The organism is Lacibacter sp. (assembly GCF_057361365.1).
The window spans coordinates 1-22267 of the sequence record NZ_JBMQSG010000019.1 but is presented as its reverse complement, the minus strand read 5'-3'; the positions used below and the strand labels follow the sequence as shown (position 1 = coordinate 22267).

Below are 22267 nucleotides of genomic sequence, written 5' to 3'. Positions count from 1 at the left end.
CTATTGGCTGTTAGCAATGAATAGCCGGTAGCCGATAGTTTTGAGTCTTTAGTTACAGTCGTTTTGTACTAACTACTAACGGCTAAAGACTATCGGCTTACATTCGCCCATAATAAACTCCCATCACCATAACTCAAAAACCTGAAGTTGTTTTCCATGGCATGAGCGTATACCTGTTTCCAATGGTCACCGATCAACGCAGCAACTAATAATAATAAAGTAGAATTGGGTTGATGAAAATTGGTGATGATAGCGGAAGCAATGCGGGTTTTATATCCAGGTGCAATTAATATTTGTGTGTGACAAACTAATTGTTTGAGTTGGTTGCGCCACATCCATTGCAGCAAAGCCTGCAAAGCTTCTTCAGCAGTAACATCCTGTTGGGGCAAATCATATGCATCCCATTGCTGCACTTCCAGCTGATCAATCGTTGCATCAGGATTAATAATAGCTTTCACACCCATCCAATATAAACTTTCAATACTGCGGAGTGAAGTGGTGCCAACGGCAATTACAGGACGGGGAATTTGTTTCAACAGATCTTCAACCGTATCTCTTGCTATTTCAATCCATTCCCGGTGCATATTATGCTGCTGCATGGTTTCACTCTTCACGGGTTGAAAGGTGCCTGCACCCACATGCAGCGTAACAAATTGTTTTTTGATGCCGTGCGCCTGCAACTGTTGTAATAATAAAGGAGTGAAATGCAGACCTGCAGTTGGAGCTGCTACACTTCCTTCCTGTTTTGCATACACGGTTTGGTAGCGTTCGTAATCGGCCACTTCTGTTTGTCGCTGCAGGTAAGGCGGCAGTGGTAATACACCTGCGAAATGTAACAGCTCAGCAAAAGTGAAATGAGCATTGTCCCAGCTGAATTCAATTTCAAAACTGCCGTGCGCCTGTTGTAATTTTTCTGCTTTTAATAATACCTCACCATCTGGCGTGCTAAGAATTTTTTCGAGGAACCGTTGTTTCCATTTGCCTGCGCCACCAACAAGACAGGTCCATCTTACCGATCCCTGGCTCATCATGGCTTGCGTTAGTTCAACACCTGCAGCAGGTTCCAAACAAAATATTTCAATAATGCTGCCGGTTGATTTTTGAAAGAGGATACGTGCCTCAATTACTTTGGTATTATTGAAAAGCAGCAAACTATCGGCTGGTAAATGCTCAACTATGTTGCGGTACACATCTTCAGTAATCTGCCCTTCTTTATAAATAAGCAATTTGCTCAGGTCTCTTTCAGCCAATGGATAACGGGCAATACGTTCATCGGGTAAATCGTAAGTAAAATCCTTTATCTGTAATTGCGAAGGGTGCATACATGCAAAGAAAAAGAAATTGTATGAACCGATGTTTAACTAGGAAGCTGCAGGGATTATGTTCAAACCGCACATTATAACCTTAACAGCTATAAAAAAAGCCGAATGCTACGACATTCACTCCCTTTGCGCTAACAGATGTTGCTGTTCCAAAAATTGAACATATTAAATGATTCAAATCTGTTAATATTGCTAATCCTTTTATCCAAAAAACTGCATCCATCCTTTTGAACCGAATTGCATTTTACCTCACCAGAACTTCAGCGATCATTGTGATTGTGATTTCTCTGTTGGTATTATGGGGCTGGCAGCAGGATATTGTTGTACTGAAACAGGTGTTACCTGATATGGTTGCAATGAACCCGATGGCCGCCGTGGCTTTTATCCTTGGGTGCATTTCTCTCCTACTTTCCAATCAAAAAGGTTATTCTCTCATCATCGCCAAAGCATTGGCAGTATTAGTTGCATTCATTGGGTTTGCAGGTTTTCTTTCTGTTATTGGCGTCTACGACGCAGGTATAGATCGTTTGCTTTTCAGCGAACAAATGAAAACAACGATCTACAACGGATCGCCTAATTACATGCCGCCGCAGGCAGCGGTTGGTTTTTTACTGGCTGGTATTTCACTTCTTCTATTGCTAAATAAAAAGACAATCGCATCGCAGTGGTTGGCTTTACCCGTAAACGGTTTGGCAGTTATCTCTGTTATTGGTTATACTTATCATCTAAGTTCAAACTATTACATTACTTCTTTCACACCACTTGCTTTTCACGGCGGTATTTGTTTCATGCTTTTTTCAATGGCATTGTTGCTGGCCAAAAGCAGGCGTGGTTTTGTAGCCGAAATAACCAACATGCATGCTGGCGGAAAAGCTGCACGTATATTATTACCTGCATTAGTAGTGGTACCTGCAGTGCTGGGTTATTTTGTGTTGTCGGGCATTTTAAGACAACGGTTTTCCATTGTTGTATGGATAGCCCTGCTGGTATGTGCCGTTATATTTATGTTTGGTGTTTTAGTGTGGGCAACTGCGTACATCATCAATAAATCAGAGATAAAAAGATTACAGGAAAAACGTAATGCCGAAGAACAACGCAGGCAGCTTGCCGATTTCAAATTCAAACAGTCGCAGGAACGTTATTATACATTGATGAATAGTGTGGATGGTATTGTGTGGGAAGCCGATGCACAAACACTGGTATTCACATTTGTAAGTGAACAGGCCGAACGGCTATTGGGGTACCCTGTTGAGCGATGGTTGAATGAGCCTGATTTTTGGGCCGAACATATTTTTGAAGAAGATCGTACCTGGGCCATTAACTATTGTGCACAATCAACAGCCGAAGGAAAATCGCACCAGTTTGAATACCGGATGATTGCTGCTGACGGTCGTATTCTCTGGTTGCGTGATATTGTTGCCGTAAGTGTTGAAAATGGCAAGCCGGTAAAGCTGAGCGGTATCATGGTTGACATCACCGAACAAAAAAAGATGGAGCAGGATCTGAAAGAAAAAGAACTCTCTCAACAAAAACTAATTACCGAAATAACCATTCTTGCACAAGAGAAAGAACGAAACGAACTTGGGCTTGAATTACATGATAATATTAATCAGCTGTTAAGTGTAGTGAAGTTGTACCTCGGTGTTGCAAAAACAGAAAAAACATTTAACGAGGAGATCATTGAACGGAGTTACCTGCATTTAGAAGAAGCCATGCAGGATATACGCAAACTTTCACATTCGCTGGTGGCGCCATCACTTGGTCATGATGGATTGAAAGAAGCGTTGGAAGACCTTGCAGAAAGTGTGCAGCAACCCGATCAGTTAACAGTTAAGTTAGTGATAGATGAGGACTATGATGCTTTACAAATTGACAGCAACAAAGAACTGATGATTTACCGCATTGTGCAGGAACAACTGAACAACATCATAAAATATGCAAAAGCATCAGAAGTAAATATCCGTTTAAAACAACAGGACGATCAGCTTATCCTTTTTATTTCAGATAATGGAATTGGTTTTGATGTGCATGAACAAAGCAACGGCATTGGTTTAAAGAATATCAACAGCCGTGTTAATTTCTACTCAGGAAAAATGCATCTCGCCTCCTCTCCCGGTGAAGGTTGCACGCTGGAAGTTTCGATCCCCAATTAAACAAAATGCCTTGTCCGTTAACGATTGGTTAACTCAGCTTACTCATTAAACGATTATATTCGTTTAATAACACTTCCACTAACTCCTCAAATAGATTATGAAAAAATTACTGCTGCTAACCATCCTGTTTATTTGCTTCCATTTCACCTATGCCCAATGCAATAAGTCCATCACTTTCAAATGCGATAAAGCCCGGGATTTTAAAAATGGTATGATCGATACGGAAATGCCTATGGAATCGATCATTACGATCGACAGTGGTAAGATCAGCTTAACAGCCACCATGAATGGTCAAACTGAAACTGTGGAAGGCGAGATTGCTGAAGTATTACTGTGCGACTGGAAAGAGTTTCTTGTGAATGGCAAAACACAATACAAAGCTTTCATCAAAAAGGGAAATGAAAATCCGGAAGCATCGCTTGTTACAATTGCCAGCGAGAACGGTGTCACAAAAATTTCCTTGTCTCTTGTTTCGGAGGAAGGTAAAAGGTTGGAGGTTGATGTGGCCGAATACAAGATCACAGAGCCTGAAAACCTCCCTGCGAAAGAAGAAGCGAAAAAGAAAGGACGAAAGAAAAGAAAAAGTTAAGTCTGTCGGCCGGCATTTGAGCCATATCCTATCTAACTCTCCACTGGCCTATCTTTGCAGTTAAAATAATTTCCATGGAATTAGGCGTAGGTATGTTTGGCGATAATCATTACGATGAAAAGGGCAAACCATTATCAGCAGGTGAACGTTTGCGTGAGTTAATAGAAGAAATAAAGTTGATGGATGAAGTGGGACTCGACTTTTATGGCATTGGTGAACACCATCGTCCTGATTATGCTGTATCAACACCGGAAATTATTTTAGCAGCAGCAGCTACCGTTACAAAAAATATTAAGCTGGGCAGTGCAGTAACCGTTTTAAGTTCGGCCGATCCTGTAAGAGTGTACCAGCAGTTTGCCACCATTGATCAATTAAGTAACGGCCGTGCAGAGTTGGTTGCAGGTCGTGGTAGTTTTATTGAATCATTTCCCTTATATGGTTATGATCTCAATGATTATGATGAACTCTTTGAAGAAAAGTTAGACTTACTGCAACAGATCAACAAACAAAATCCTATTACATGGAAAGGAAAACACAGGGCCGCATTAAACAACCAACAAGTGTTGCCCCGTGCAGTAAATGACCATCTCAACATGTGGGTGGCCGTTGGCGGCACACCTGAATCTGTATTACGTGCAGGCAAAGCAGGATTGCCCGTGATCTTTGCCATTATTGGCGGTAACCCCGAACAGTTTAAACCTTTGTTCGACTATTATAAAAAAGTATACCAGCATTTTCAACACGACATGAATAAGTTTGAAGTGGGTGTGCACATGCATTGCTTTTTTGGTGAAGACAGCAAACAGGTTGCTGATGAATATTATCCATTGTATGCTGCACAAATGACGAGAGTGGGCAGCAGTCGTGGATGGCCACCCTATCAACGCAACCAGTTTGATTATGGCAGAGGCAAAGAAGGTGCATTAATCATTGGTGATACCAATGAAGCGGTTGATAAAATTCTGCAGATGCAGGAACTATTTGGTCTCACCCGTTTTTCTGCACATATGGATGTGGGTGGTCCTTCACATAAATCATTAATGAAATCAATTGAAATTTTTGGGACGAAGATTGCACCGAAGGTGAGAGAAGCGTTGGGTAAATAAATTTTTGGTATTTGTCATTAATAACTTCGTAATAGTCGATGGACATCACACTTCAGATCACTCTTGTTCAACCACCTCCGGGTGTTGATTTTGCATTGCAAAAAGGATCAGGTAATGACTATGAAATTGTGCAAACACAACGATCGGGCAACACAAATCTTTCATACAAATTCACTGTTACAATAAAAGGTGATGAGCAAAAAGATGCACTACCGAAATTAGCCGGACCATTTGTGCAAGGCCCAACCGGTGGTAAGTTTGTATACATTGGCATTGGAACATATGCCCTGCAAATCAATACACCATGGTCAAGACGATTAAAAATTCCGTTATCTGGCATTACCTGGCAAATGATCAAAGAAATAGAACGTGATCCAACGTTGATTTTAGAAACAAGCGTTCCCGGCACCGGTAAAGATGGTGGCCCGAATTGTGCAACGGTAAAACCGTTCAACGGCTGGAATTTGAAATAGTAAACAGGTAAGGTTCTTTAAGAAAAATCAACCGATCATATGTCTGAAATAATCATTGCCCTTGTATCGCTTATTGCGCTGGAAGTAATTCTGGGAATTGATAATATTATTTTCATTTCCATACTTGCCGACAAGTTACCAGAAAATCAACGCAACAAACTTCGCTTTTGGGGTATTGGTCTCGCCATGATCATGCGTTTGATTTTACTGGCTTTACTTTCATGGATATTAAAACTCGACCAGACATTATTCACTTTGTTTAACATTAACTTCTCGGGCAAATCACTCATCTTAATCGGGGGTGGTATTTTTCTGTTGTATAAAAGCACCAAAGAAATTTATCACAAAAGTGAAATTGCTGCACAAGAAACACCTGATGTTCCAGTGAAGGCAAGTTTTGGCAGGCTGCTGGGTGAAGTAATTTTGCTAGACCTTGTTTTTTCCGTTGATTCAATTATTACTGCTGTTGGTATGGCAAATGAATTATGGGTGATGTACACCGCCGTAATTGTAACGGTGATCATTATGCTTATTGCATCAAAACCAATCAGCAATTTTATTTATAAACATCCATCGTTTAAAATACTGGCGCTTTGTTTTTTAATGATGATCGGTGTATCGCTGATTGCTGAAGGTCTCGCATTTAAGATACCCAAAGGCTATATTTATTTCTCGATGGCTTTTGCCTTTTTGGTTGATGTTATTCAAATGAAAACAGTGAAGCATAAAAATGAATAAATCACGCCTTTTTGCGAACTGTTTTTTTTCGTAATGGCTAATGAATCTCTGCAAAGTAAAACTCTTCACTTCTTAACTTTAAGCAATGAACGAAGGGAGAAATAATATTCCTTATTACAAAGAGATCAACGATTTCCTGGCATCTATCCCGGCTGATCATCGCACAAAGAATCCTCATTTTTACTGTCTGCGCCTGAAAGAAAACGAAGGCTCCATCAGTAATTACAAACCTCCGTTCCGGAAAGATTTCTATTTCATTGCATTGGTTTCAAACGCTGGTAAAACAACCATCACGTATGATCATACCAGCGTTACTGAACTGAATTCTTTTTTGGCATTTCAATCACCGGGTTTGCTGTACAGTTTTTACAGGGATAATTCAGCAAACGGCTATCTAATCTATTTCAAAAAAGAATGCCTGTCTTTTTTTAAACCAAGTTTCGAAAAAGAGTTTCCTTTCTTCGATTTGCTACACACAAATTTTTTCAAGCTGAACCGACAAAAATTCCTTGAGTTCGCTCCCCATTTTGAAGAAGTATTTTCCGCTTATGAAAACGCATCCGACAATACGCATACAATTGCATCGGTAAAATTGCTGGCATTGTTATACCAGCTAAAGGAATTCACCAGCGCATTCAGGCAGTGGGAAGAAGGCTTTGCTACACCGCAGCAAACGCTACTTCAGAAATTCATTCAACTGGTAAACAATTTCTACATTGAAAAAAGAACCATCGAAGAATATGCAGCATTGCTGAATATTACACCCAACTATCTTTCACAATCAATAAAATTGGCATCCGGCAAGAATGCTTTGTCTTACATCAATGAACGCTTGCTGCAAGAGGCTAAATCCATTATCCTGTTTACCGAACTGGATATCGCAGAAATTGCTTACCATCTTAATTTTTCCGATCCTGCTAACTTTGGGAAATTTTTTAAGAAGCACACCCTGCAAACACCACTGGAATTCAGAAAGACAAAAAACAATACAGCATGAAACGGCCTGAAGAAATAACCAAACAGTTTTTGAAAGAGCTGGACAAGCACATGCTGGAGTTAAAAACCGGCAAAGCGGAAAAAGCATTTGAAGTGCAGGATATTGCTTCGCTACTGCATATTCACCCTACACATTTGAGTAATACTATTAAAGAAGAATTGCAACAATCGCCATGCGATATTTATGAAACTAAATTAATGGTAGTTGCTAAAGATCTCATTGAGCATACATCTTTATCAATAGCTGAAATTGCACGACAGCTTACATTTGATCCATCAAACTTCTCCAAATTCTTCAAGCATTTTGAAGGCATGACGCCGCTTCAGTTTCGCAACCTGCGCAAAGAAAAATCCTGAAGTTTTCACCATGCTGTTCTGCAAATAGTTGCAGACCTTTACATTCTATCAAAAAAAAGAATTGCAATGAAATCAATACAATTAGGTAAGAGCGGGCCAACGGTTTCCTCTCCGGGGCTTGGCACAATGGGCATGAGTGATATGTATGGTACAAAACAAAATCGCAATGATGAGGATAGTATAGCTACCATAAGGGCAGCACTCGATATGGGTATTAATTTCCTTGACACAGGCGATTATTACGGCGCCGGTCACAACGAATTACTTATTCGTGAAGCGTTGAAAGGAAGAAAAGATAAACCTGTGATCAGTGTAAAGTTTGGTGCATTACGTTCTCCTTCAGGAGAATGGCTTGGCTTCGATAACCGACCTGAGGCGGTTAAGAATTTCGCAGCTTATTCACTTAATCGTTTGAATGTAGATGCAATTGATATTTACCAGCCGGGTAGAATTCAACCGGCAATACCAATTGAAGATACAGTTGGAGCAATTGCAGATCTTATTAAAGATGGAAAAGTGAAATACATTGGATTGTCGGAGGCGAGTCCTGAAATTATAAGGAGGGCACATAAGGTGCATCCCGTAACAGCAGTTGAAGTAGAATATTCGCTGGCTTCAAGAGTGATAGAAAAAGAGTTACTGCAAACCTGTCGTGAATTAGGAATTGGCATTGTTGCTTATGGTGTGTTAAGCAGAGGATTACTGACAGGTGAACTTACAGGCAATTTTGGTCCCACCGATTTCAGGGCACATTCGCCCAGATTTACCGGCGAAAATTTTGAGAAAAATAAAATTAAGGTTGAAATATTACAGGCTATGGCAAAACAAAAAGGATGCACAGCATCGCAATTGGCCCTTGCATGGGTGCTACAGCAGGGAAATGATATTCTGCCTCTTTTTGGTACTACAAAAAAAGAAAGGTTAAAAGAAAATATTGACGCTGCAGAGATAACATTAACAGCAGAAGAGTTGAATTTTTTGGATAAACATTTCCCGGAAGGTGCATTCGCTGGCACCAGGTATGCTGCACCGCAAATGGGAATGGTGGTGAATTAATACTGACACAAGTTGTTTAAAAAAGGCTTTGTCTCAAGGACAAAGCCTTTTTTATAAATCTACCATTACAACCAAGATATAGACCATGCTGCGGTGTTATTGTGGGCTCATCTTTGCAGTATAAAATTTAAATAAAACAAAATGAAAATAGCAGTACTCGGATCTGGCAGTGTTGGTCAGACCTTCGCTTCCAAACTTGTTTCACTTGGTCATGAAGTAATGATGGGAACAAGAAATGTAGCCTCAAAATTAGCAGCAACCGAAAAAGACATGTATGGTAATCCACCTTTCAGCAAATGGCAAGACGACAATAACACAGTACAGCTGGGCACATTTGCAGAAGCTGCTGCCTTCGGCGAAATTATTTTGAATGTGACACAGGGCGGCAACAGCATCAACGCATTGAAAATGGCAGGTGCAAAAAACCTGGATGGAAAAATAATTGTGGACATTGCCAACCCTTTGGATTTCAGCAAGGGCATGCCGCCTGTTTTATTGCCCGAATTGTCGAACACAAATTCATTGGGTGAAGAAATTCAAAAAACATTTCCTGCAGCCAAGGTGGTTAAAACGCTCAACACAATGTGGGCAGGATTGATGGTGAATCCGAATATGATCGGCGGCGGTGATCACACTGCATTTATTTGTGGAAACGATGCAGATGCAAAAACAAAAGTAAAATTATTGATGAATGAATTTGGCTGGCACAATGAAAACATTCTTGACTTAGGTGATATTACATCGGCAAGAGGAACCGAAGCTGTGCTGCCGGTATGGCTTCGCATTTGGTCTGCCACACAGAACGGTGCTTTTAATTTCAAGGTAGTGAGTTAAAGAGCGGCATTAAATACCTGTTTGTATTCGTGCAGTATTCCGTTTCCGGAATGCTGTACGATGCATTACTCCGATAGTTAGTGTTAAAAATAGTTGATGATTTTCTATACTTTTTCCTTCAATATCTTCATCAGCATTTTTTCAATCTTTGATAAGCCTGCTTTATCATCATCTTTCTCTATCTTATCCAGCTCCGTAAAATAACGTTGCAGGGTTTTGTTTTCATACTGGCTGATGAGTTTAGGATGCACATAATACTTTTTACAAACCGTTCTGGTATTACCTAATTTCTCCGCTACTTTATCCAACGCATTCACAATATTTTTTTTGATGTTGCCTTCATCTTCATCAATGCCTATTTCAGAAAAAGCAACAAAGGCATGCACAGTGCCCGCCCATGTACGAAAATCCTTTGCCGTAAAATCCTGCCCGCTGATCTCCCGTATATAATCATTTACCATTCCGGAATCAACAGGTTTGCGTTCGCCATTGTCATCATAATACTGGAATAATTCTTTGCCTGGGATGTCTTTACATTGTTGCACCAGCTTCGCCAATCTTTTACTTCGCAAATCAATATTGTGATGAACACCTTTCTTTCCCTTGAACGAAAACTTAATGTTGTTGTTCTTTACCTGGATGTGGTTATCCTTAAAAGTGGTGAGTCCAAATGAGCCGTACAATTTTTCATACTCATAGTTTCCCACCCGTATATGGGTACGTTCGAGCAGGCTCACCACCAGGGCCAATACTTTTTGCAACGGCAACCCCGGTAAGGCAAGGTCTTTTTCTATTTGCAACCGCATCTTTGGTAATAGTTTTCCAAACTGCGACATGCGGTAAAATTTGGTATGATTGCGCAATTCATTCCACAGTGTGTGGTATTTGTATTGCTTTCGCTTATTGGCATCAACACCCACCACCTGCAAATGGCCGTTCTCTAAATAACAGATCCATACATTCTCCCAGGCTGGTGGTATCACCAACGATTTTATGCGGTCGAGATGTTGTTTATCGCTTAGCTTTTTGCTTTTGAATTTGTAAACAAAGCCTTTGCCCGAACGAATTCTTTCAATGCCTTCATCGCCGGCATTTACATACACAAGTTTCACAGCCTTGGCCGTTGCTTTAGGATCGTCGATGATTTTTTCAATTACTGCGTCGTTTATTTTAAGTACAGCTTCGCTGGGCATAAGTGGGGTGTTTAATTGGGTACTGCAAGTTCAGTGCCCTTTTGATTGACGGTAGAAGGCTGATTAGATTCAAACCCGTTATTTGATCCCCCAAGGCAGCATTTTGTATTGGCAACAGGCAGAGCAACTTATGAATTGGAGGCAGATTTCCGGCCCGGATTTTCACAATGCTTTAGTAAACGTTGAACAACCGCTACCCGTCTGTGGTACGTAAATTGAATCACACTACAAAAACAATGGAGGCACTATGAAAAAACAGTTGAGCAGATGGATGTTTTTACCGGCCTTACTCCTTTTTATTGTTGGCTGCGGACCAGCAGCGCACGTTGAAAAGGACCAGGCATTTAATTTCTCTAATTACAAGACGTTTGCATGGGTTGACAAAGATGGCGAAGGACGAAATGATCGTAACAATAAAAATGATATTGCTGAATCAAACATCAAAGCTGCCATCACGAAAGAGTTAGGCAGAGCAGGCTGGAGTGAAACAAAACGCCGGCCCGATGTTTTGTTAAGTTATGATTTGCTGGTTGAACGTTCTACTGTTCAGAGCAGCGATCCTGTTTTTTCGCAACCATTTTACAGAACATTCTACAGCCCTTATTACAGACGTTACTTTATTGTAAACTATCCTTCGCAGTTTGTTGGTTACGATCGTAGCGAACGTACCATCAAGGAAGGAACAATCACCATTAACATGCTCGATGCACAAACTGGTAAAACAGTTTGGCAGGGCTGGGCTACTGATGAAGTAAGTAACCGTAACATGAGTTCGAAAGAAATTGAAGCAGCGGTAAGATCCATCTTTAAAAAAGCCGATTTAGCGAAACGCTAAAAAAACAAACCCTTTCAAAAATGAAAGGGTTTTGTTTTGCTGCTATAATTAACGACTGCTCTGCTACTTCTTCAATTCAAATGTTGCTTCTTTTACATCACGGCTATTTGTGCCAATAAATAACTTAAACTCCCCCGGCTCATAAATGTATTGGAGTTGATCGTTATAAAAACGAAGATCATTTGCCGTCAATATAAACTGTACTTGTTTTGTTTCTCCTTTGCCGATCTTAATTTTCTTAAAGCCTTTTAATTCTTTCACTGGCCGAACAACTGACCCTGTAATATCACGAATGTATAATTGAACCACTTCTTCTCCATCATAAATTCCATTGTTGGTTACAGTAACAGTTGCTGTTAATGTTTCACCAGGTTTGATGGTATTTTTATTTAATTGAATATCGCTGTATTGAAATGTTGAATAACTCAAACCAAATCCAAATGGATATTGTGGACTATTCAACAGATCAGTATAAGCCGATACATAATTAAAATCGGTTTCTTTTTTTGCAGGGCGACCCGTGTTGAAATAATTATAGTAGATGGGTATTTGCCCTTCACTGCGGGGAAAAGTCATGGGCAATTTCCCTGAAGGATTATAATCTCCAAATAAAACATCAGCAATAGCATCAGCTCCTTTTGTTCCCAACCACCAGGTGTATAAAATAGCAGGTACATGTTCAGCCGTCCAGTTAAATACCAATGGACGACCGGCTGCTATCAATACAATTACCGGCTTACCAGTTGCAGCAACCGCTTTTATTAATTCTTCCTGTACACCAGGCAAATGAATATTGCTGCGGCTCTTTGCTTCGCCACTCATGTTTCTTGTTTCACCCACATAGATCAAAACCACATCACTTTGATTAGCAGCTTCAACAGCTGCTGCAAAACCTGCTTTGCTGCTATCTGTGAGTTCGCAACCTTTTGCATAAAGCAACTGGGCACCACCAATTTTGTTTTGAATAGATTGATAAAGACTTGGCACCCTTGCACTGTCATCGTCCCAATCGTAGCTCCAGAATCCAAGATTTTCTTTTATTGCTTTTACCAATGGGCCAATGAGTGCTATCTTTTTTGTTTGCTTTGAAATAGGTAAGAGTTGTTGATCATTCTTCAACAACACAATACTTTTTGCCGCCACTTCTTTGGCAACTGCAAGATGTTGCGGATTATTCCATTGGTCTTTTTCCCGTTGAACATTGCTGAATTTGTATGGATCAGCAAACAAACCCAATTCATATTTTTTGCGAAGGATGCGTCGAACTGCATCATCAATCACACTCATCTTTACTTTTCCTTCTTTTACTAAACGTGCAAGATGTTGAATGTATGCACGACTTTCCATATCCATATCGCTGCCGGCATTTGCTGCCAGCATGGCTGCTTCATAATTATCTTTTGCAAAGCCATGATTCACCATTTCCCCAACGCTTCCCCAATCACTAACCACAAAGCCTTTAAACTTCCATTGGCCTTTTAAAATATCACGCTGTAAAAAACGGTTACCTGTTGCCGGTATACCATTGAGGTCATTAAACGAATTCATGAATGTTGCCGCACCGGCTTCTGCTGCAGCTTTAAATGGCGGCAGGTACGTTTCATACAACATACGTGGACTCATATCAACTGAATTGTAATCACGACCACCTACGGCTGCTCCGTATGCAGCAAAATGTTTTACACAAGCAAGCACTGCATCAGTATTGCCAAACCCTTTTCCCTGGAAACCATTCACTCTTGCTTTTGCGATCATAGAGCCGAGGTAGGTATCTTCGCCTGCGCCTTCCATTACACGTCCCCAACGTGGGTCACGTGAAATATCAACCATTGGCGCAAAGGTCCAATGAATGCCTGCAGCACTTGCTTCAATAGCTGCAATACGTGCACTGCGTTCAATAGCTTCCATATCCCAACTGGCAGCTTCTGCCAATGGTAAGGGAAAAATTGTTCTGTAACCATGAATCACATCTTGTCCAAACAGTAACGGAATTTTCAATCGTGATTGCATGGCAATTTCCTGCAACGAACGTGTGCGTTCAGCACCTGTAACGTTGAGATAAGAACCAATCATTCCTTTGCGCACTTGTGTTTGCTTGTCACCATCTTTTGTGATGGGACCCGTTGCAGCAAAATCACTTGTGTACTGGTTCATTTGCCCGATCTTTTCTTCCAGCGTCATCAGCCGTATTAATGAATCGAGAAAACGATTCATCTTTACTTCGTTTGTTACCTGTGCAAATAAAACAGCAGAGCTGAAAGAAAAACAGAATAATAGTGCAACACGTTTCATGGTCTGTGTTGATTAAAAATTAAAACAATCGTTTACAATTATTGATATACCCGAACGTAATCAATTTCCATCCGTTGTGAAAAAATGTTATCGTCAACACCAAATTTTCCGCCCCAATTACCACCTACTGCAATATTCAGCAGCAAATGAAATTGCTTATCGAAGGGCCAGGCAGCGCTGCCTTGCTTATTATTCTTAAAACGGTGGTATTCTTTTCCATCCATCATAAAAATAATTTTATCGGCTTCCCATTCTATAGCATACACATGGAAGGCTGTTGAAAGATCTTTGACTGATATGGCCGTACCCACCTGTGTTCCTATACCATGATTAAATGCGCCGGTATGCACGGTTGCAAATAATGAATCGGGCCAGTAACCTACATTTTCCATGATATCAATTTCACCACTGTGTGGCCATCCGCCATATTCCCATTTGGTAGGAAGCATCCAGATAGCAGGCCATATACCACGACCAGCAGGAAGTTTTGCTTTTACTTCAATACGTCCGTATTTCCAATCGCCTTTATTTTTTGAAACTAAACGTGCAGAGGTATAAGCAGCATCTTCAAATTTTTCTCTATGCACTTCGATAATAAGTTTACCATTTTCTACACGTGCATTTTCTTTTCGCTTTTCAGTATAAAATTGCAATTCGTTATTTCCCCATCCGCAATTAGTTGGGCAGCCACGACCAAGATCGTAACTCCATTTGCCCGGATCAGGCAAGCCGTTCTTATTAAACTCATCGGCCCAAACCAGCTTTCTTTTCTTTTGCGTTTGCGCTCCAGCAAAACTTACACACAAAAACGCCAGCAGCACAAACAGTAAATGATTTGTTTTCATAAAAAAGATATTAATTAATGTGAACCGAAAGGAAAGCAAAGACAAAGTGAAAGATGTTTGATTCGATAAAAAAACATGATTCACTTTAGCTATTGATTGCGGGAATACGCCATTCCCTTCTGCTGTATGAAATTCATTATTGATAAACCCTGATGTAATCTACTTCCATGGATGCACTATTGAAATTAGGATCAACAGCGCCGCCAAAGTTTCCACCCATTGCCACATTCATAATGATGAAAAAATTATGATTGAAAGGCAACGATGTTGAATTAGCAACCGTATGAAACAATACATCATCTACAAAAATTTTAATTGATGCCGCCGTCCACTCCAGTTTGTAAATATGAAACTCAGTTGATGCATTACTGATGATTCGTGAACCACCATCGGCACTACCACCAGACCGACCCGGATAATGAAGCGTTCCGAAAATGCGGTTAAGATCATTTCCCTTGTGCTCCATGATATCTATTTCGCCACAGGCAGGCCAACCAGCTGTGTTAATATTTGCACCCAATGTCCATATAGCAGGCCATGTGCCACCACCAGCAGGAAGCTTCGCTCTTGCTTCAACAATACCATACTTGAATGAAAACTTATTTGCAGTGAGCATACGTGTTGATGTGTATGAACTGCCGCTATAATTTTCTTTCTTCAATGTAATTTTCAATATACCGTTCTGCACAATTACATTATCACTCCTGTTAGTGTAATACTGTTGTTCATTATTTCCCCAACCACCTGAACCTGTACCAATATCGTAGCCCCACTTTGCAGGATCGGGTGCGCCATTCACATCAAACTCATCGCTAAAGATCAACGACAAGCCAACAGCAACTGTTACCTGTATTGTTTTTGATGCAGTTTTACCTCCCGCACTTTTTGCAATAACCGTAACAGTATACGTTCCTGATGCTGGATATTTGTAAGTGACTTTCCCTGAAGGCACCAAGGCAAATGTTCCGTTTCCGTAACCGTATTCATAAGTGGCCGCATTTGTTGCTGTAGCTGTGAACTCAACGTTGCCGCTGTTATCATTACTTACAACTGCATTGAGTAATAGATTTGTCGGGGCCACATCGGTGTCACCCGTGCTGCCTTTTTTCTTACAAGAGAAAAAAGACAACACAGATAACAACGCTATTAAACTGAATTTTGACATGAGTTAGGATTTCACTTTTAATTTCTGATACCACGCATTGCCATCAATACCAATGTTACGCAGGTGCATAGTAGTTGCAGTCACAGATAATATTTCATACGTTGTTGCACCGGTGCCAAAAATGATCAGTCCATTACCAGGCACTTCAAACTGTACTCTTGTTGAGTTTGATGGCGTTGATGCAGAAGTTGCATCCATGAAGGATAATTTCTTTGAACCAGTTGCCGTAACACCAAGACAAGCATCGCCGCCACCAAATCCGTAAAATGCTGTGGAAGCTCCAATAGAAAATGATTGACCCTTGTTATCGATGCTCATGAAAATATTATTGTTCGCATCTTTTGTAAACGTGATCTCATCGTCATAAGAACAGGCATCACGTGAGTTAGGTCCAGCTTCATACCAGATGGGTGAAAATTGATCGTTGGGTCCTACACCAAAATGACCTGGGGCTTCTTTATCTGACACCCATATTTTGGAGTTTCCACCGGTCATATTCTGCAAAATGGGCGCTGGAATTTCGAACGCAACAAACACTTTTATTTTTTTGCTGATTGTTGATACCACCCCACCAGTACCAATTGCACTTACAGTGATTACATAATCAGCAGTACCGGGATTGTTGTATTTGTAACTAATGGTACCCGATGGAACAAGTTGTGATTTGCCATCTCCAAAATCAATTTTATAAGTGAGTGCACTTTTTGCAGTTGTGGTAATTACCACAGAGCCACTGCCATTTCCATTGGGATTACTTGCATCTACACCTGCAATTGCAGTTGTAAGTGTAAGATCAGATGGCGTTTTCATTTCGCCAAAACTGTAATCTTTCTTTTCGCAACCTGCAATAAATGCAACGGCTGCAAGCAAAAAGAGGGAGAGTGATTTTATTCTGATTGTCATAAAATTCTTTTTAAGCATTATTGAAGACGAATATCATCAAGAAGGAATGTGAAGTTGGCTGAACCATCACCTACAGTTCCCAAATCGAAAATGAGTACCACTTTCTGATAAGTATTTGCGGTGTTGATAGCTGAATAATCAAATGTTAGTTCTTCCCAACCATTGGCAACAGTTGTAAGCACTTCTTTTTCAAAATTGAGTGCGCCGTTTGAAAGGTTCTCTACTTTCAACAACACTTTTGCACCCACACGTGGTGAATACACTTTCATCTTGAATGTTTTCCTTACAGAAAAATCGATCACATTATCCAGTGTAATGAAACTTCCACCCCATTGCTGACCTGCACCTTTCACCATTTGTGCAACTTTCGCACTGTTGTTGATACCACCAGGATGTGGGTTATTAATTACAGTCAAATTGCCACCATCGAAGTTGGTAATATTATAAGGTGATGCAGATTCGAAATCGAGAATGGTAACACCTGCTGAGCCGGGAACAAATTTTACATCATCCCACATAAATACTTTACCTGTACCTGCAGTACCAAAATCGAAGAACACCGATGCTTTATCGTAATTAGTTGCAAGATTAATTGCCGCAGTACCGCTTACATGACTGGAGAAATCAAAGGTCAATGTTTCCCATGCATTAGCGACAGTTGTGTTCACTTGTGTTTCTACTGACTTTGTATTATCGGCATGATCTTCCACTTTCAAACGAACAGGAATACCTGCTGCAGGAGAATAGACACGCATACTCATTTTGGTTGCGCCTGCAACAAAGGGAATTTTATTTGCAAAGCCAATTGGTGTTCCAATAGTTGTACCTGCCCATGTTTCGGCACCATTACCTTTTGTTGTTACTTTTATTTTGTTGGCATTGTTGCCTGGATCAACTCCATCGGCCGTGTTGTTACCCCCAAAATCAGTCATGGTATAATTTGTACCAGCTGCATCAAATGTAACAGGCAAATCAATTTGCGCTGAAGGCAGCGTATTGGTTAAACGAATGTCATCAAAGAAGAAGGTGAAATTAGCAGAGCCGTCACCAACAGTTCCCAATTCAAAGATGAGAACCACTTTCTGATATGACTCAGTGGAACTAATAGCGCTGTAATCAAACACCAGGTCTTCCCAAGCATTGGCAACAGTAGTAGCTGTTTCTTTTTCAAAATTTATTCCACTGTTTGTCGCATTCTCCACTTTCAATAACACTTTGGCACCTACTCTTGGAGAATATACTTTCATGCGAAACACTTTGTTCGCAGAAAAGTTAATCGGTGTTCCCAATGTAATAACACTGCCACCCCAAACTTCAGGAGCACTTTTAATCATGCGTCCAACTCTATTACTTGTGTTGATACCTGTTTTATGTGGGTTATCAATTACAGTTGCATTGCCACCACCAAAATTGCCAAAGTTGTACACTAAGGTTGGTGACTCAAATGTTAAGGGCAGTAATACCGGATCAACGATAGTAATGTTTTTCGTAAACTGTGTTGTAGCTACACCACCACTGAGCGCCACAACCTTTACTGTATAAGTGCCAACAGCTGCATAAGTATGACTGATGGTTTCACCTTCAAGAAATGAAACAGGTACTTCGTTTGGCACATCACCAAAGTAAACACGAAACATGGTTTCGTATTGCGCCTTTGCACTTACGTTTACTTTGAAATTATTCGCCACATCAACATCAGCTGTAACTTCTAAGTTTTCTGGTGCACGAAATGATACGGTCAATTGCTGCGTTGCTTCGGTTGCTTTACCTGTGATGTTATAACCAATCACTTTCACTGTGTAAACACCTTCAGCATATTTATGCTTGGTATTTTTTCCTGCCAATACTTTGGCGGGTGCAGTTGTACCATCGCCATAATATACATCAAAGGAAACCGCACCTTCACCATTTGGAGTAATGGTTACGTTCCCGGTATTATCCTGTGTAATTTCAAACAGTGCCGATAATTTCCCGGCAGTGGCGGCACTGTTGATAAACGATATATCGTCATTCAGCTCCTGCTTACATCCCGTTGCAACGAGAAGCAAGACCACAAACTGAATTATATTTTTTATTGTACGCATGATTTTCAGTTTTTAATGTGTTGGATTTAGTAATTGTTATTTTGGGTGATACCTGAAATATCTCTTTCCTTTTGAGGAATTGGAAATACTTCGTGTTTACCGGTAACAAAGCCTGTGATCTTTGTAGGAGCTTGTCCTGTGCGTACAAGATCAAAGAACCGATCGCCTTCCATACCCAACTCTAACCTGCGTTCGTCCCAGATAGCCTGGCGCAAAGCAGTACCGGTGGCAGCAATGTTATGCAGGTTATCGCCAAATGCACGTTGACGTACAAGATTAAGATAGGTTTGTGCTTTTGTATCGTTGGGAGTTGTTGAACGATTAAATGCTTCCGCTGCTAACAACAACACTTCAGCAAAACGAAGGATGCGGAAATTGTTTGTGTAATTCAATTCTAATTGTCCGCTTGTTTCACCTTTACGTGGCAAATACTTCTGGTTGTATAAACCGGTATTCTTATAAGGCGCAACCTGGTAAGTAATATTAAAAGAAGGATTTGCATTTTTGTATGCTTCAATATCCAGTACAGTTACCGCTTTGCGCTGATCTCCTGCTGCGTATGCATTTGCAAGATTTTGTGTTGGAAGATTGGTACTCCAGCCAGCTGCATACGGCATTGCATTTGTACCATTTAAACCACGCACACCGCATTGTTGTACTGCATAGTTACCTTGGCCCCTGTTATATCCACCCCAGTTGTAATAAGGTGAAGTGTTTGAATACTGAATTTCAAAAATTGATTCCGGACCATTTTCACCGCTTGCTAAATACATCGATGCAAAATTTGTTACCAGTGAAAACGCATTAGAAGTAATAATGCTTTCTAATACGGGGGCAGCTGCATCAAATTTGCCCTGATAGATCAATACTTTACCAAGTAAAGCTTGTGCAGCATATTTTGTAATACGACCTTTTTGTTGTTGCACAGCTGGCAATACTGCAATAGCTGCAGTAAGATCGGTTTCAATTTGCTTATACACTTCAGCTTTAGGTGCACGTTGTAAAGATCTGCTATCGCTTAAGCTTAAGCGCTTGTCAGCAAACAAAGGCACATCACCAAACATTTTTACCAATGTGAAATAATAGTAAGCACGAATAAAGTATACTTCACCATACAACGCTTCTTTACCTGCAAAGTCAACAGTGTTACCTGCAAGATTTTTGTCCTTGTACTGCGTCATATAATTGGCACGGTTAACACCTTCGTATGCAGATTTCCATATTTCTTCAAGTGCGGAGTTAACCGGTGTGTGTGTGTAATCATCGATCTGCTGAAGTGCCAACACATCTGAGGCATTTTCGCCACCACTCACCGCATTGTCTGATGCGATATCCCCAATAGGCACTACCTGGTTGATCCACTGGAGCGGAGTGTAAACACTTACTGCCATTGTGCGGTAGTCAGTTTCTGATTTCAGGTAATCAAGTTCTGTAATTCTGAAATCCTCATGTGGATTGTAATCAACCCACTTTTTGCAGGAAGCAAGCGTCAGCATCAACAGGAACAAACTTGCTATATATAATGTGATCTTCTTCATTGTTATTTTTTTAGTTGAAGATTATAATTTGATGTCAACACCAACTGAGTAAGTTCTTGCCTGTGGATATGCACCACGATCAACACCTGTATCAAGAATACCACCGGCAATCTCAGGATCAAAACCAGTGTACTTCGTAAAGGTGAATGCATTACGCACCTGCACATACAAACGAACTTTGCTGAAAACTTTCTTCGTCATTTGCTCAGGGAACGTGTAACCCAACTGCAGGTTTTTGATCTTTACATACGAACCATCTTCTACATATCTTTCTGATACACGAATGTTGCTGTTTGCATCAGTAAATGAGTAACGTGGTGTGCGTGCATCATTGGTTGTGCCTGCACCTGTCCAGCGGCCTAACACTTCTCTTGATTTATTAGAGTAATTAGCGTTGCGTTCAAATGCTTTGTAAACATCATTACCAATAGAGGCATACGTAAACATGTTGAAGTCGAAATTTTTGTACTCAAGACCAAGGTTCCAACCCATTGTGAAATCGGGGAAAGGATCACCAATCTTGGTTTGATCATCTGAATTAATCTTTCCATCACCATTTACATCCACAAAGCGTATATCACCTGGTTGTGCTCCTGCCTGTGTTGGTGCTTTGGTAATTTCATCGAAGGTTTGGAACAAACCATTTGTTTTATAACCGTAGAAATAACCAGGCGTTTGTCCTTTTTCAAACACAGTAACTGTTTGCGACTGTCCGTTAAAGTATCCACCACCAACAATCTTAGCTGTACCATCACTGTTAGTAGCCGTTACTTTATTTTCAGAAGTTGTAAATGTGAGTGAAGTGTTTAAGCGGAATTCTTTACCGATTGTTTCATTATAGCCCAATGTGATATCAACACCTTTACTTGATGTTGAACCAATATTAGCAGTTGGGATAGGAACTGTACCCAGGTATAAAGAAGCAGAAGGTGTAAACAACAAACCATCAACCTTCTTCTCAAAATAATCGGCTGTAAGGCTAAATTTCTTTTTAAAGAATGTAAGATCGAAACCAACATTCATCTGCAATTGTTTTTCCCAACGCAAAGCATTGTTGGCTGCAGAACCTACTGTTGATCCGGGATAGAAAATATCGCCGAAAGTATAACCGTTGCTGTTTGCAGTTGATCCATAACTTGGACCACCGGTAACAATACCTACAAACTGCGGACTTACATTTTCATTACCAATAGATCCGTAGCTACCCCTGATCTTTAAGTAGTCAACAAAATCAGACTTAAAGAAATTTTCATTTGACACTACCCAACCTGCCGATCCAGAAAAGAAGTTGGCGAATTTGTTATCAATACCAAAGGCATAAGAGCCATCACGACGTGCAGTAAATGATGCCAGGTATTTATTTTGATAATCATAGTTAACACGGCCAAAATAAGAAAGGTTTCTTCTGAAATATTGGTAGTAGTAACCAGCGAGTGCATTCGTGTTGGTTGCTGAATTATTACCTGTTGCGGCAGTAAAATCGGCAAACTCCCATGAGTTAAACGGAACATCCTGGCGACTTGCACCTGCTGCATTACCGCTTGTTTTTGCCAATGAAAAACCTGCCACTGTTTCAAAATTATGATCGCTGCCAATATTGAAATTGTAGTTAGCAAATGTTTCCCATGTATAATTAAAGTTGCTTGTCTTCTCGTGTGATACGCTGTTAAAACGTCCTGTTACCTGTGAGCCATCGGCATTCATACTGTTCTCAACATTCAACGGACCATAAAACACCAATGGTGTAAAGCTCTTTGAATTGCCATCATACTTTGTATACCCGAAACG

The 22267-nt window shown here is 40.5% G+C and carries 19 protein-coding genes; 10 read left to right on the top strand and 9 right to left on the bottom strand.

Going from position 1 to position 22267, the window contains the following annotated elements; all coding sequences use genetic code 11:
* Window positions 1-89: 89 nt before the first annotated feature.
* The gene (locus ACO1QW_RS16195) at window positions 90-1322 is read right to left on the bottom strand and encodes an S-adenosylmethionine:tRNA ribosyltransferase-isomerase (RefSeq protein ID WP_486260319.1); all 1233 of its coding nucleotides are present in this window, start codon (window positions 1320-1322) and stop codon (window positions 90-92) included.
* Window positions 1323-1549: 227 nt separating this feature from the next.
* Between ACO1QW_RS16195 and ACO1QW_RS16190 the strand changes: the two genes are divergently transcribed.
* From ACO1QW_RS16190 to ACO1QW_RS16150, 9 genes are all read left to right on the top strand, one after another.
* On the top strand, window positions 1550-3475 hold the full coding sequence (locus ACO1QW_RS16190) for a PAS domain-containing protein (protein WP_486260317.1): 1926 nt from the start codon (window positions 1550-1552) through the stop codon (window positions 3473-3475).
* 97 nt (window positions 3476-3572) lie between these two features.
* Complete coding sequence (locus tag ACO1QW_RS16185; protein WP_486260315.1) at window positions 3573-4064, top strand: hypothetical protein; 492 nt, start codon at window positions 3573-3575, stop codon at window positions 4062-4064.
* A 74-nt stretch (window positions 4065-4138) separates the two neighbouring features.
* Window positions 4139-5170, top strand: a complete 1032-nt coding sequence (locus ACO1QW_RS16180; protein WP_486260313.1) for an LLM class flavin-dependent oxidoreductase — start codon at window positions 4139-4141, stop codon at window positions 5168-5170.
* A gap of 38 nt (window positions 5171-5208) precedes the next feature.
* Window positions 5209-5643, top strand: coding sequence for a DUF5990 family protein (locus ACO1QW_RS16175; protein ID WP_486260311.1), 435 nt, complete (start codon window positions 5209-5211; stop codon window positions 5641-5643).
* 39 nt (window positions 5644-5682) lie between these two features.
* Window positions 5683-6381, top strand: a complete 699-nt coding sequence (locus tag ACO1QW_RS16170; RefSeq protein ID WP_486260310.1) for a TerC family protein — start codon at window positions 5683-5685, stop codon at window positions 6379-6381.
* Window positions 6382-6466: 85 nt separating this feature from the next.
* Window positions 6467-7378 carry a helix-turn-helix domain-containing protein gene (locus ACO1QW_RS16165; protein WP_486260308.1) on the top strand — a complete coding sequence of 304 codons (912 nt, stop codon included), beginning with the start codon at window positions 6467-6469 and terminating at the stop codon, window positions 7376-7378.
* Window positions 7375-7734 carry a helix-turn-helix transcriptional regulator gene (locus ACO1QW_RS16160; RefSeq protein ID WP_486260306.1) on the top strand — a complete coding sequence of 120 codons (360 nt, stop codon included), beginning with the start codon at window positions 7375-7377 and terminating at the stop codon, window positions 7732-7734. The genes ACO1QW_RS16165 and ACO1QW_RS16160 overlap by 4 nt, the downstream gene beginning before the upstream one ends.
* A gap of 66 nt (window positions 7735-7800) precedes the next feature.
* The gene (locus ACO1QW_RS16155; RefSeq protein WP_486260304.1) at window positions 7801-8790 is read left to right on the top strand and encodes an aldo/keto reductase; all 990 of its coding nucleotides are present in this window, start codon (window positions 7801-7803) and stop codon (window positions 8788-8790) included.
* Window positions 8791-8931: 141 nt separating this feature from the next.
* Window positions 8932-9624, top strand: a complete 693-nt coding sequence (locus ACO1QW_RS16150) for an NADPH-dependent F420 reductase (protein WP_486260302.1) — start codon at window positions 8932-8934, stop codon at window positions 9622-9624.
* A 104-nt stretch (window positions 9625-9728) separates the two neighbouring features.
* Here ACO1QW_RS16150 and ACO1QW_RS16145 read toward each other — a convergent pair whose 3' ends face one another.
* Complete coding sequence (locus tag ACO1QW_RS16145) at window positions 9729-10817, bottom strand: DNA topoisomerase IB (protein WP_486260300.1); 1089 nt, start codon at window positions 10815-10817, stop codon at window positions 9729-9731.
* A 247-nt stretch (window positions 10818-11064) separates the two neighbouring features.
* On the opposite strand from ACO1QW_RS16145, the gene ACO1QW_RS16140 reads away from it, so the two are divergent.
* Window positions 11065-11652 carry a DUF4136 domain-containing protein gene (locus ACO1QW_RS16140; RefSeq protein ID WP_486260299.1) on the top strand — a complete coding sequence of 196 codons (588 nt, stop codon included), beginning with the start codon at window positions 11065-11067 and terminating at the stop codon, window positions 11650-11652.
* A 63-nt stretch (window positions 11653-11715) separates the two neighbouring features.
* Here ACO1QW_RS16140 and ACO1QW_RS16135 read toward each other — a convergent pair whose 3' ends face one another.
* The 7 genes from ACO1QW_RS16135 to ACO1QW_RS16105 form a co-directional block, all read right to left on the bottom strand.
* Entirely contained in the window at window positions 11716-13944 is a 2229-nt protein-coding gene (locus tag ACO1QW_RS16135) for a glycoside hydrolase family 3 N-terminal domain-containing protein (protein WP_486260297.1), read from the bottom strand.
* A gap of 38 nt (window positions 13945-13982) precedes the next feature.
* Window positions 13983-14789 (bottom strand): glycoside hydrolase family 16 protein, encoded by an 807-nt coding sequence (locus ACO1QW_RS16130; protein ID WP_486260295.1) that lies wholly within the window; start codon window positions 14787-14789, stop codon window positions 13983-13985.
* Between the two features lie 136 nt (window positions 14790-14925).
* Window positions 14926-15954 (bottom strand): family 16 glycosylhydrolase, encoded by a 1029-nt coding sequence (locus ACO1QW_RS16125; RefSeq protein WP_486260293.1) that lies wholly within the window; start codon window positions 15952-15954, stop codon window positions 14926-14928.
* A gap of 3 nt (window positions 15955-15957) precedes the next feature.
* Window positions 15958-16857, bottom strand: a complete 900-nt coding sequence (locus ACO1QW_RS16120) for a PKD domain-containing protein (protein ID WP_486260291.1) — start codon at window positions 16855-16857, stop codon at window positions 15958-15960.
* A gap of 17 nt (window positions 16858-16874) precedes the next feature.
* Window positions 16875-18941: a PKD domain-containing protein gene (locus ACO1QW_RS16115; RefSeq protein WP_486260289.1), complete on the bottom strand. Its 2067-nt coding sequence runs from the start codon at window positions 18939-18941 to the stop codon at window positions 16875-16877.
* Between the two features lie 26 nt (window positions 18942-18967).
* On the bottom strand, window positions 18968-20479 hold the full coding sequence (locus tag ACO1QW_RS16110) for a RagB/SusD family nutrient uptake outer membrane protein (RefSeq protein ID WP_486260287.1): 1512 nt from the start codon (window positions 20477-20479) through the stop codon (window positions 18968-18970).
* 21 nt (window positions 20480-20500) lie between these two features.
* On the bottom strand, window positions 20501-22267 hold a 1767-nt coding region (locus ACO1QW_RS16105; protein ID WP_486260285.1), incomplete at its 5' end, for a SusC/RagA family TonB-linked outer membrane protein.